14 protein-coding genes are annotated in these 11571 nt (G+C 72.2%); 10 read left to right on the plus strand and 4 right to left on the minus strand.

Translation table 11 applies throughout. The features are described from left to right. Nucleotides 1-6 precede the first annotated feature (6 nt). Nucleotides 7-1329, minus strand: a complete 1323-nt coding sequence (locus ABZ956_RS20610) for a D-arabinono-1,4-lactone oxidase (protein WP_361895398.1) — start codon at nt 1327-1329, stop codon at nt 7-9. After that, entirely contained in the window at nt 1286-2533 is a 1248-nt protein-coding gene (locus ABZ956_RS20615; RefSeq protein WP_361895401.1) for an MFS transporter, read from the minus strand. Before ABZ956_RS20615 ends, ABZ956_RS20610 begins: the two co-directional genes overlap by 44 nt. Before the next feature lie 144 nt (nt 2534-2677). On the opposite strand from ABZ956_RS20615, the gene ABZ956_RS20620 reads away from it, so the two are divergent. Together ABZ956_RS20620 and ABZ956_RS20625 are read left to right on the plus strand one after the other, a co-directional pair. Next, nucleotides 2678-3805 carry a ferrochelatase gene (locus ABZ956_RS20620; protein ID WP_361895404.1) on the plus strand — a complete coding sequence of 376 codons (1128 nt, stop codon included), beginning with the start codon at nt 2678-2680 and terminating at the stop codon, nt 3803-3805. Between the two features lie 14 nt (nt 3806-3819). Continuing rightward, complete coding sequence (locus tag ABZ956_RS20625) at nt 3820-4620, plus strand: inositol monophosphatase family protein (protein ID WP_361895407.1); 801 nt, start codon at nt 3820-3822, stop codon at nt 4618-4620. Nucleotides 4621-4750: 130 nt separating this feature from the next. Here the strand turns inward: ABZ956_RS20625 and ABZ956_RS20630 are convergent, their stop codons facing one another. After that, entirely contained in the window at nt 4751-4918 is a 168-nt protein-coding gene (locus ABZ956_RS20630; protein ID WP_361895410.1) for a hypothetical protein, read from the minus strand. 299 nt (nt 4919-5217) lie between these two features. Here ABZ956_RS20630 and ABZ956_RS20635 point away from each other — a divergent pair, with 299 nt between their 5' ends. The 4 genes from ABZ956_RS20635 (at nt 5218) to ABZ956_RS20650 (ending at nt 8677) form a co-directional block, all read left to right on the plus strand. Next, nucleotides 5218-5871, plus strand: coding sequence for a response regulator transcription factor (locus ABZ956_RS20635; RefSeq protein WP_071961699.1), 654 nt, complete (start codon nt 5218-5220; stop codon nt 5869-5871). Nucleotides 5872-5877: 6 nt separating this feature from the next. Next, a complete protein-coding gene (locus ABZ956_RS20640) occupies nt 5878-7167 on the plus strand; it encodes a HAMP domain-containing sensor histidine kinase (RefSeq protein WP_361895414.1) in 1290 nt (429 codons plus the stop codon). Nucleotides 7168-7574: 407 nt separating this feature from the next. Then, nucleotides 7575-7871: a DUF4193 domain-containing protein gene (locus tag ABZ956_RS20645; protein WP_361895416.1), complete on the plus strand. Its 297-nt coding sequence runs from the start codon at nt 7575-7577 to the stop codon at nt 7869-7871. A gap of 14 nt (nt 7872-7885) precedes the next feature. After that, nucleotides 7886-8677: a hypothetical protein gene (locus ABZ956_RS20650; RefSeq protein ID WP_361895419.1), complete on the plus strand. Its 792-nt coding sequence runs from the start codon at nt 7886-7888 to the stop codon at nt 8675-8677. Nucleotides 8678-8690: 13 nt separating this feature from the next. On the opposite strand, the gene ABZ956_RS20655 is transcribed toward ABZ956_RS20650, so the two are convergent. Further along, complete coding sequence (locus tag ABZ956_RS20655; protein ID WP_361895422.1) at nt 8691-9134, minus strand: DUF3093 domain-containing protein; 444 nt, start codon at nt 9132-9134, stop codon at nt 8691-8693. A gap of 59 nt (nt 9135-9193) precedes the next feature. Between ABZ956_RS20655 and ABZ956_RS20660 the strand changes: the two genes are divergently transcribed. The 4 genes from ABZ956_RS20660 to kdpF all read left to right on the plus strand — a co-directional run bounded on the left by ABZ956_RS20660 (nt 9194) and on the right by kdpF (nt 11564). After that, entirely contained in the window at nt 9194-9778 is a 585-nt protein-coding gene (locus tag ABZ956_RS20660; protein WP_361895424.1) for a PaaI family thioesterase, read from the plus strand. Nucleotides 9779-9863: 85 nt separating this feature from the next. Continuing rightward, the gene (gene dut / locus ABZ956_RS20665; protein WP_360910664.1) at nt 9864-10364 is read left to right on the plus strand and encodes a dUTP diphosphatase; all 501 of its coding nucleotides are present in this window, start codon (nt 9864-9866) and stop codon (nt 10362-10364) included. Between the two features lies 1 nt (nt 10365). Beyond that, nucleotides 10366-11148 carry a DUF3710 domain-containing protein gene (locus ABZ956_RS20670; RefSeq protein WP_361895427.1) on the plus strand — a complete coding sequence of 261 codons (783 nt, stop codon included), beginning with the start codon at nt 10366-10368 and terminating at the stop codon, nt 11146-11148. A 326-nt stretch (nt 11149-11474) separates the two neighbouring features. Further along, entirely contained in the window at nt 11475-11564 is a 90-nt protein-coding gene (kdpF, locus tag ABZ956_RS20675) for a K(+)-transporting ATPase subunit F (RefSeq protein ID WP_043188605.1), read from the plus strand. The last annotated feature ends 7 nt before the right edge of the window (nt 11565-11571 follow it).

Raw genomic sequence — 11571 nt, forward strand, 5'->3', positions numbered from 1 at the left:
GCGGTCTCACTCCCCGAGGACGCGCCGCAGGTAGTCGTTGCCGAACACGCGGTGCGGGTCCAGCCGGTCCCGCACCGCGAGGAATTCCGCGAAGCGCGGATAGACGCCGGCCAGATACCCCGCGTCACGGCTGTGCAGCTTTCCCCAGTGCGGCCGGCCGCCGTGCGCCGTCATGATCTGCTCGGCCGCGGTGAAATACGCCCGGTGCGGCGTCCCTCTGTACATGTGTACGGCCACATAGGCGGTGTCCCGCCCGGACGCCGTGGACAGCGGGATGTCGTCCGCCGGAGCCGTCCGTACCTCCACGGGGAAGGCGATCCGCAGCCGCTTGCGCTCGATCGCCGCCCTCAGCTCCCGCAACGCCGCCATGGCCGCCTCGCGCGGCAGCGCGTACTCCATCTCCAGGAAGCGCACCCGGCGCGGGCTGGTGAAGACCTTGTACGGGACGTCGGTGTAGGTACGCGCCGACAGGGCGCGGGCGGCGAGGGCGGCGATGCCCGGAACGGCGGCCGGGACGGCGCGGCCCACCGCACAGGCGGCCCCGAAGACGCCGTTGGACAGCAGTTCGTCCTCCACCCAGGCGCCGACACGGCCCATCGGCGCGGCGGGGCCCGCGCTGCGGTTGTTGCGCTTGGTGGTGCAGTTTTCGGTATGCGGAAACCAGTAGAACTCGAAGTGCTCGTTCTCAGCGACGAGCTGGTCGAACTCCGCCGTCACCCGGGCGAGCGGCATCGGTTCCTCCCGGGCCCGCAGCAGGAACTCCGGCTCCACCGCGAAGGTGATCGCCGTGATCACGCCCAGCGCGCCGAGGCCGACCCGGGCCGCCGCGAAGACCTCCGGGTTCTGCCGGGCCGAGCACGTCAGTACCGAGCCGTCGGCCGTCACCAGCTCCAGGCCGGTGATCTGGGCGGCGATCGACCCCGAGTCGCGGCCCGTGCCGTGGGTGCCGGTGCTGACGGCCCCCGAGACCGTCTGCTCCATGATGTCGCCCATGTTCGTCAGCGACAGACCGTGGGCCGACAGGCTGTGGTTGAGGTCCTTGAGCGTCGTGCCCGCGGCGACCGTCACGGTGCCGGCGGCCCGGTCGACCGCACGGATGCCGGTCAAGCGTTCGGGGCGTATCAGCAGCCCGTCCGTGGCGGCCGCCGCCGTGAAGGAGTGGCCGGTGCCGGCCGCCTTGACCCTCAGGCCGTCCGAGGCGGCACGGACGACCGCCTCCGCCAGTTCCCGCGCCGTGGCCGGTGCCACCGACCGCGTGGGACGGGCGGTGACGTTGCCCGCCCAGTTACGCCACGCAACTCTCGTTCTTGTCCTCGTCGTCGCCGACATCAGTGCCAACCCCCACCCGCTCCGGCGCCGGCCGGAGCCGGCGGTACCCGAGGAACGCGCCGGCGGCCGCGAGCACCCCCGCCACGCCGGGCACCGCGTACCCCGCGGCGGCACCGGCGGCGTCCACCACCCAGCCGGCGGCCGACGAGCCGAGCGCCACGCCGACCGCGAGCCCGGTGCTCGTCCAGGTCATGCCCTCGGTCAGCTTCGCGCGCGGTACGTACTGCTCGACGAGGGCCATCGTCGTGACCATCGTCGGCGCGATGGACAGGCCCGCGACAAAGAGCGCCACGGCCAGGAACGGCAGGTTCCCGACCAGTTGGAGGGGGATCATACTCACGGCCATCGCACAGACGCCCAGAACCCAGCGCCGGGCCGGATCGCCCTTCAGGTGCAGCAGCCCGAAGACCGCCCCCGCCAGGCAGGAGCCCAGCGCGTACACCGCGAGGACCAGGCTCGCCGCGGCCTTGTGCCCTTCCTCCTCGGCGAAGGCCACGGTCACCACCTCGACTGCGCCGAAGATGGCACCGGTGGCCACGAAGACCCCCACCAGCACCTGCAGCCCCGGTGAGCTCAGCGCGGAACCGCCCGCGTGGTCGGTGCGCGGGTGCGGCTTGGGCTCGGTGCGGTGCTGCGCGGTCAGCCAGTAGACGCCGACCGCGAGGAAGCAGGCGGCCAGCAGGGGGCCCGCCTCCGGGAACCACGCCGTCGACAGGCCGATCGACAGGATCGGCCCCACGATGAAGACCACCTCGTCGATCACCGACTCGGCGGAGTACGCCGTGTGCAGTTCGCGCGGGGAGCCCGCGTAGATCGCCGCCCACCGGGCCCGCACCATCGAGCCCACGCTCGGCACGCAGCCCGCGCCCGCCGAGAAGACGAACAACGTCCAGTCCGGCCACCGCTGCTGCGCGCTCACCAGCAGCCCGGCCACCGCCACGAGCGCGATCGCCGTCGCCGGCCGCAGCACCCGGCGCTGTCCCAGCCGGTCGACCAGCCGGGAGACCTGCGGACCGCACACGGCCGCCGACAGCGCCATCGTCGCCGAGAGCGCGCCCGCCAGGCCGTACCGGCCGGTCAGCTGCGAGACCATCGTGACGATGCCGATGCCCATCATCGACAGCGGCAGCCGGCCGAAGAAGCCCGCCGCGGAGAAGCCCTTGGCGCCGGGGGCGGCGAATATCGCACTGTACGGACTGGACAAAGACGGCTCCCAGGATGCTCGGGACAGGGTGACGGGACGAGGGTGCCGTAAGGGATGAAGGTGGCCGATACAGCTTACGTGCGGACGTTCGTGCGACGCACGCGCATTTCCCGGCTGTCACTGCCGGGTGGCAGGATCGGAGCCATGTCGGATCAGCCAGCCCACGCCCCCTATGACGCCCTGTTGTTGCTCTCCTTCGGCGGACCCGAGGGAGCGGACGACGTCGTCCCGTTCCTGGAGAATGTGACCCGTGGCCGCGGCATTCCCCGCGAGCGGCTGAAAGAGGTCGGGCAGCACTACTTCCTCTTCGGCGGCGTCAGCCCCATCAACGACCAGAACCGCGCGCTCCTGAGCGCCCTGCGCGAGGACTTCGCCGCCCAGGGCATGGACCTGCCGGTCTACTGGGGCAACCGCAACTGGGCGCCGTACCTGACCGACACCCTGCGCGAGCTGGTCGCCGACGGACACCGCCGCGTGCTCACCCTGACCACCAGCGCCTACGCCTCCTACTCCGGCTGCCGGCAGTACCGGGAGAACCTCGCGGACGCGCTGGCCGCGCTCGAGGCGGAGGGGCTGCCGCTGCCGCGCGTCGACAAGCTGCGGCACTACTTCAACCACCCCGGCTTCGTGCGCCCCATGATCGACGCGACGCTGGCCGCGCTGGAACGGCTGCCGCGGGACGTACGGGCCGGGGCGCACCTCGCCTTCACCACGCACTCCATCCCGACGGCCGCCGCGGACACCTCCGGCCCCGTCGAGGGCCACGGCGACGGCGGGGCGTACGTCGCCGGGCACCTGGAGGTCGCGCGGATCGTCGCCGAGGCGGTGCGCGAGGAGACCGGCACCGACCGGCCCTGGAGCCTGGTCTACCAGTCGCGCAGCGGGGCCCCGCACATCCCCTGGCTCGAGCCCGACATCTGCGACCACCTGGAAGCCGTGCACGGCGAGGGCGCGCCGGGCGTGGTGATGGTGCCGATCGGCTTCGTCTCGGACCACATGGAGGTCAAGTACGACCTCGACACCGAGGCCACCGCCAAGGCCGCGGAGCTGGGCCTGCCCGTCGCCCGGGCCGCCACGGTCGGGGCCGACCCGCGCTTCGCCGCCGCCGTGCGCGAGCTGGTCCTGGAGCGGGCCGCGAGCGAGCGCGGCGAGCTGCCCGAGCGCTGCGCGCTGGGCGCCCTGGGGCCGTCCCCCGACCTCTGCCCGGTCGGCTGCTGCCCGGCCCGGGCGCCGCGCCCGGCCGCCGCGGGCGCCGACAGTCCGTACGCGTAAGGAGCACCAGCACCGTGAGCGAGACCCTGAAGGCCGAACTCCTGGCCGTGGCCCTGGAGGCCGCGGACCGAGCGGGCACCCTGCTCAGGAACGGCCGCCCCGCCGACCTGGGCGTGGCCGCCACCAAGACCAGCCCCATCGACGTCGTGACCGAGATGGACATCGCCGCCGAGAAGCTGATCACGGAATTCCTCGCGGAGCGGCGCCCGCGGGACGGGCTGCTGGGGGAGGAGGGCGCTCTGAGCGAGGGCACCAGTGGGGTCCGCTGGGTGATCGATCCGCTCGACGGGACGGTGAATTATCTGTACGGCCTGCCGTCCTGGGCCGTGTCCATCGCCGCCGAGATCGACGGCGAGGCGGTCGTCGGGGTCGTCGCCGCGCCGGTGCGCGGCGAGACGTACCGGGCCGTGCGCGGCGAGGGCGCCTTCGCGGGCGACCGGCGGCTGCGCTGCCGGCCCGCGCCCGCCTTCGAGCAGGCCCTGCTCGGCACCGGCTTCGGCTATCTGACCACCCGGCGGGCCGCGCAGGCCGAGGTGCTGCGGTCGCTGCTGCCGCAGGTGCGGGACATCCGGCGCAGCGGCTCCGCCGCGATCGACCTCTGCGACGTGGCCTGCGGCCGGCTCGACGCGTACTACGAGCGGGGGCTCAACCCCTGGGACTTCGCGGCCGGCGCGCTGATCGCCCGCGAGGCGGGGGCGCTGACGGGCGGACGCCCGGGGGAGGCGGCCTCCGGTGAGCTCACGGTCGCGGCCCCCACGGGGCTCTTCGAGGTGCTGCAGGGGCGGCTGGAGGAGCTGGGGGCCTGGCACGACTGAGGTGCGCCGGCCCCGGCCCGTCCGGGCGCTCAGGGACGCAAGGGACACAGAAAACGGCGAACGCCGGGCCGCTGGGTGGGGGGCAGCTGCCCGGCGTTCGGAGGTGGGGCGAGGCCCCGGTCGTGGGGGATCAGGCGGCGCTGATCGGTACGCCGTGTTCGGCGGCGAGGCGGTGGAGGTCTTCCAGCTCCGCCAGTTCGACCTCGGCGAGGTAGTCGTCGCCCGTCCGGCGGGCGTGGTCCAGGTCGGACCGGGTGCTCTCTATGCGCTGCAGGATGCCAGCGGTGAACGCGTCCATGGTTCTGCGCCCCCTCGTCGTGGATAGGCGGCACGGGGGTGTGCCACGGCGAAAACGATCACGTGCGTGGGTATCCGCGTACGCGTATACGTACGGAGAAGCGTGATCGCGGGTGTGCAGACGTCTTCCCCACCCCCGTCCGGGGGGAAACCTGCGATCCCCGAGCAATCCGGAATCCCTTCCCAACCTGGCCAGCGGGCACCCCTTACGGCCGGTTTATCGACATCCGAGGCAGGATGGAGTGACCCACCGGGGTCATCGAAGCCGCCCACAAGGGCTCAAAAGGAAGGACCAGCGCCGTGCGCGTACTCGTCGTCGAGGACGAGCAGCTGCTCGCAGACGCCGTAGCCACCGGACTGCGCCGGGAGGCCATGGCCGTCGACGTCGTGTACGACGGGGCCGCCGCCCTGGAGCGTATCGCCGTCAACGACTACGACGTCATCGTGCTCGACCGTGACCTGCCGGTCGTCCACGGCGACGACGTCTGCCGCAAGGTCGTCGAGCTCGGCATCCCCACGCGCGTGCTGATGCTGACCGCCTCCGGCGACGTCAGCGACCGCGTGGAGGGCCTGGAGCTCGGGGCCGACGACTACCTCCCCAAGCCCTTCGCCTTCACCGAGCTGACCGCGCGCGTCCGGGCCCTGGGCCGGCGGACGACCGTCGCCCTGCCGCCCGTCCTGGAGCGGGCCGGCATCAAGCTGGACCCCAACCGCCGGGAGGTGTTCCGCGACGGCCGCGAGGTGCAGCTGGCGCCCAAGGAGTTCGCGGTGCTCGAGGTGCTGATGCGCAGCGAGGGCGCCGTGGTCTCCGCCGAGCAGCTGCTCGAGAAGGCCTGGGACGAGAACACCGACCCGTTCACCAATGTCGTCCGCGTCACCGTGATGACGCTGCGCCGCAAGCTCGGGGAGCCCCCCGTGATCGTCACCGTGCCCGGCTCCGGATACCGGATCTGACCCGCGATGGCATCCTCCCCCGCCACCCCGGCGCCCCCCACGCCCCCGCAGCCCGGGTCCCGGCAGGACGCGGCCACCCCGCCGAAGCCCACCTGGGACCCCCGCCAGCCGGTCGTGCGCCCCTTCCCGTGGCTGCGCCCGACCATCCGCATACGGCTCACCCTGCTCTACGGCGGGATGTTCCTGATGGCCGGCGTCCTGCTGCTGACGATCATCTATCTGCTGGCCGCCCACGCGCTGAGCGTCGGCAGCGAGCCCCTGATCAAGCTGGTCAACGGCAGCCAGGTCCAGGTGACCCGCAACACCTGCCCGGAGCTGAAGAGCCCCGGCCTCACCGCCGAGCAGGCCAACGGCATCCTCGAAGCCTGCATGCGCGACCAGCGCGCCCAGGCCCTGGGGTCCCTGCTGCGCCGCTCGCTGCTGGCGCTGCTCGGGCTCGCCGTGATCGCGTTCGCCTTCGGCTACGCCATGGCCGGCCGGGTCCTCTCGCCGCTGGGCAAGATCACCCGTACCGCCCGCCGCGTCGCCGGCACGGACCTGACCCGGCGCATCGAACTGGGCGGGCCGGACGACGAGTTGAAGGAGCTCTCGGACACCTTCGACGAGATGCTCGACCGGCTGGAGCGGGCGTTCACCGCGCAGCAGCGCTTCGTGGCCAACGCGTCGCACGAGCTGCGCACCCCGCTCGCGATCAACCGGACGCTGCTGGAGGTCCATCTCTCCGACCCGGGGGTCTCCCCGGAGCTGCAGCAGCTGGGCAAGACGCTGCTGGCCACCAACGAGCGCAGCGAGCAGCTGGTGGAGGGCCTGCTGCTGCTGGCGCGCAGCGACAACGAGATCGTGGACCGCAAGCCCGTGGACCTGGCCGAGGTGGCCTCCCAGGCCCTGGACCAGGCCCGCGCGGAGGCGCAGAGCAAGGGCGTGGAGCTGCGGGGCACCCGCCAGCCCGCGGTCGTCCAGGGCAACGGCGTGCTGCTGGAGCGGATCGCGCTGAACCTGGTGCAGAACGCCGTGCGCTACAACACCCCGGACGGCTGGGTGGAGGTCACGACCCAGGCGCAGCCGGGACAGGCGGTGCTGGTGGTGGAGAACACCGGCCCGGTCGTCCCCGCCTACGAGCTGGACAACATCTTCGAGCCGTTCCGGCGGCTGCGTACGGAGCGTACGGGCAGCGACAAGGGCGTCGGCCTGGGCCTGTCCATCGTGCGCTCGGTGGCCCGCGCGCACGGCGGCCGGATCACCGCGGAGCCGCGCGAAGGGGGCGGCCTGGTCATGCGGGTGGTCCTGCCGACCTGACCCCGGTCCGGGAGTCTGCGAGAATGGGTCGGCCGCAGGTTCGCTTTGGGCGGAATTTTCCCGTTCCGACCGACGCTGTGGCTGTGTGTGTTCAGTCACATGCGCAGACTTCCGGCCATCTACTCTCCGTGACCGAAGAAGCCTCGGGAACGCCTGAAAAATGGGGGTTTCCGGGGGTCCTGATCACGGGAAGTACACGAGATGGCGCGGCCGCACCCGGCATTCCGGCCGTGTACGGTCCCGATCGCCACCCATCCCGATCACCTCTTCAGGTGTGCGGTTGGGTGTCGATTGAGTAACAGACCTTGATGTGAGGCAAAATCTCCGCCTCGGGTCGGGCACAAGTCCGGCCTCTCACGCGTTACGTGCGCTGGAGACACCGCAGACACCCAGAGGGGGAGAGCGACATGGCAACGGACTACGACACCCCACGTAAGACCGATGATGATGTCAACGAGGACAGCATCGAAGAACTGAAGGCCCGGCGGAACGACAAGTCGACCTCGTCGGTAGACGTCGACGACTTCGAGGCCGCCGAGGGTCTGGAGCTGCCCGGCGCGGACCTGTCCAACGAGGAGCTGTCCGTACGGGTCCTGCCCCGGCAGGCCGACGAGTTCACGTGCATGAGCTGCTTCCTCGTGCACCACCGCAGCCAGCTGGCCGGTGAGAAGAACGGCCAGCCGATCTGCCGCGACTGCGAGTGAGGCGAGGGTCTGCGATGGCAGGCTCGACCCCGTTCCGGAAGCGGCGCTCCCGGCAGCCCGAGCTGACCACCGGGCCTGCCGAGAGCGCATCTGGCGGCTTCGCGGGAGCCGACGTCGACCCGAGCATCGAGCGGGGCCGTAAGGCCTCGCTCGCGGCCGTGGTCGGCCGCGGCGCCCAGAAGGTGAAACAGGGCGGCCGGGGAGCGCGGGCGGGCCTGTCCGCCGTCGCCGACCGGATCATCGCGAACGCCCCGCGCATCCCCGTGCGCGACCTCGCGACCCTGCGCGCCCAGTTCCCCGGCCTCGGCCCCGAGGAGCTGGCGGACAAACTGGTGGCCGGCGCCGTCTACGGCACGTCCACCGTGGGCGCCGGCGTCGGCGCGGCGGCGATGCTGCCGGTGCCGCCCGCCATGCCCGCCGAGCTGGCGGCGGAGATCATCGGCGTCGCCGCCGTGGAGTTCAAGCTGATCGCCGAGCTGCACGAGGTCTACGGCGTCCCCGCGCCCGGGACCGCCCGCCAGCGGGCGACGGCCTACCTCGGCGCGTGGGCCGACGAACGGGGCATCGACGTCACGTCCCCCCTGACGGTCAACGCCGCCCTCGGCGGCCAGCTCAGGCGCGAGCTGCGGCAGCAGATCCTCAAGCGCACGTTCCGCAGCCTGCCCAACGTCGCGCCCTTCATGATCGGCGCGGCCGTCGGCGCGGCCATGAACCGCCGCGACACCAAGCGGCTCGCCGCGAAGGTCCGCGAGGACCTGCGCACCAAACAGGTGGGGTGGGACGAGCCGCCCGCGCTGCCCGGCTAGGCGCGGGGGCCGGTCAGGCCCGTACGGCCGCCAGAGCGGCCGCCAGGCGCTCGGGGGAGCGCGTGGAGAGGTAGACGTAGGGGGTCGGGTCCGCCGGGTCCGTGACCTCGATGCGCACCGCCGTGGGCACGTACCCGCGCAGCAGCATGAACGCGCGGGTATCGGCCTTGTGGGTGCGCCAGGCCCGGGCCTCCTCGGCGTCCAGGATCTCCGGCACCCCCAGCGCCCCGACGGGGATCCTCGCGTCCCCCGCCACGAGCGAGTCGCCCACCACCCGGATCCGTACCGAGCCGTACGAACTGACCGCGACCGCCGCGAGCGCCCCGCCGCCGGCCAGGCCGCCGAGCATCGGCAGGGTGCCCAGGGGCAGCAGGATCAGCGCCATGGCGATACCGGCGAGAACGGCGATGAACCACCAGGAACGGGGCGCGGTCAGGCGTTCTTCGTAAGGCTGCATACGCACAAGCTTGGCACGGACAGGACCGGGTGCCGTCGGCGCGGGTAAGGTCAGCCCCTGTGAGTGGACGAACGACAGCACTGACACCGCCGGCCGACGCCGGGCCCCCGGTGCGGCACCCCGAAGCACCCGCGCCCGGCGAGATCATCGGGTCGCACTACGAGTACTGCTTCGGCTGCGGCGGCGGCGTGCCGCACGGGCTGCACCTGCAGACGCGGGCCGGCGAGGGCGTGAGCGTCACCGCCGAGTTCCAGGTCAAGGAGGCCCACCAGGGCGCCCCCGGCCTGGCACACGGCGGCGTGCTGGCCACGGCCCTCGACGAGACGCTGGGCGGACTGGGCTGGCTCCTGCGGGTGATCGCGGTGACCGGCCGGCTGGAGACCGACTTCCTGCGTCCGGTGCCGGTGGGCACGGTGCTGCACCTGAGCGCGGAGGCCGTCGCGGTGCACGGCCGCAAGATCTACTGCACGGCCACGGGCCGGATCGGCGGCCCGGACGGGCCCGTCGCCGTCCACGCGGACGCCGTCTTCGTCGAGGTCAAGATCGAGCACTTCATCGAGAACGGCCGCAAGGAAGAGATCCAGGCGGCACTCGCCGACCCCGACCAGGTGAAGGTCGCGCGCGCCTTCGAGGTGAACCCGTGAGCGCCCCGCGCCGGGCCCCGCAGGCGCCGCCGGCCGACCGCCCGCGGGCCACCCCCGCGGGCGCAGCAACGAGCAGGAGTACGCAGTGAGCCGTCAGCCCGTCGACGTTCTGATCCGCCGGGTCGACCCCGAGGTGGCCATTCCCTCGTACGGGCACCCCGGTGACGCCGGCTGCGACCTGGTGACCACCGAGGCCGCCGAGCTGGCGCCCGGCGAGCGGATGGTGCTGCCCACCGGCATCTCGATCGCCCTGCCCGACGGGTACGCCGCGTTCGTGCACCCCCGCTCCGGCCTCGCCGCCCGCTGCGGAGTGTCCATGGTCAACGCCCCGGGCACCATCGATGCCGGGTACCGTGGAGAGATCAAGGTGATTGTGGTCAATCTGGACCCGCGCGAAAGCGTTCGGTTCGAGCGGTTCGACCGCATCGCCCAGTTGGTTGTACAGCAGGTCGAGAAGGTTCGCTTCCACGAGGTGGCGGAGCTTCCCGGCTCGGCGCGGGCCGAAGGGGGCTTCGGGTCCACCGGTGGCCACGCTGCCGTGGGGAATGGATTCGCTTCGGTCGCCTGCGACCGGGAAGGACAGTGACGTGTTCGGTCGTCGCCGCAAGCGCAGCGAGGACGTTGTCGATCGTGATCGTATCGACGACGTGACCTCCGATGAGTTGGCCGAGGACGCCCTCGCCAACGAGGACGCACATGCCTCCGCGGCCGAGAGCAGGATCCGGCTGGAGCCGGAGCCGCGCCCCGACGGGCCGTGGGACATCTCCGAGGTCATGGAGCCCGGCGACGGCCGGGTGGACCTCGGCGGGCTGTACGTGCCCGGTGTCGAGGGCATGGAGCTGCGGGTCGAGGTCGCCGGGGACGCGATCGTCGCCGCGACGGTGGTGCTGCGCGACAGCGCCGTGCAGCTGCAGGCGTTCGCCGCTCCCAAGCGCGAGGGCATCTGGCACGAGGTCCGCGAGGAGATCGCCGGCGGCATCACCCAGCAGGGCGGTGTCGTGGACGAGGTCGAGGGCCCGCTCGGCTGGGAGCTGCGGGCCCAGGTGCCCGTGGCGCTGCCGGACGGCACCCAGGGCGTGCAGCTGGTGCGCTTCGTCGGTTGTGACGGGCCGCGCTGGTTCCTGCGCGGTGTCATCTCCGGCCAGGGCGCGGTGCAGCCGCAGACCGCCGGGCTGCTCGAGCAGATCTTCCGTGACACGGTCGTCGTGCGCGGCGAGTCCCCGATGGCCCCGCGCGACCCGATCGTGCTGAAGCTGCCGGAGGACGCCCAGATGGTCGCCGAGGGCCTCCAGCAGGAGGAGCAGGGCTCGCGCTTCGCGGGCGGCGTGGACCGCCTCCAGCGTGGCCCGGAGATCACCGAGGTGCGCTGAGCCACAGGCTGCCGCACGGCGCCGCAAGCAGGCCGCCGCGCGGCCGGAAGAGGCCGTTTCGCTGGGCCGGAACCCGAGGTACGGGTTCCGGCCCAGCGGCGTTTCCGCAGGTCCAGGTGGCACGCGTATGGATCTCGTCAAGGGCGCGCTAATGGCCGTAAGGGAGGCGTCAACGGACTTCGAACGCATCGGTATTCGCTGTTTCCTCTAGAGGTCCGTTCATCCGAACCTCTCTAGGAGCACACGATGGCCGATGTGGCCTTCGTCGTCACCACGATCGCGGTCTTCGCGCTGGTGGCTCTCGTCGCCAAGGGGGTGACGAAGCTGTGACCGCCGAGAACATCGTCGGCCTCGTCGTGGCCGTCGCCCTCCTGGGCTACCTGATCCTCGCCCTTGTCTTCCCGGAGAGGTTCTGAGCACAGA

It is taken from the genome of Streptomyces sp. NPDC046261, from assembly GCF_040646235.1.
Taxonomy (GTDB): Bacteria; Actinomycetota; Actinomycetes; order Streptomycetales; family Streptomycetaceae; genus Streptomyces.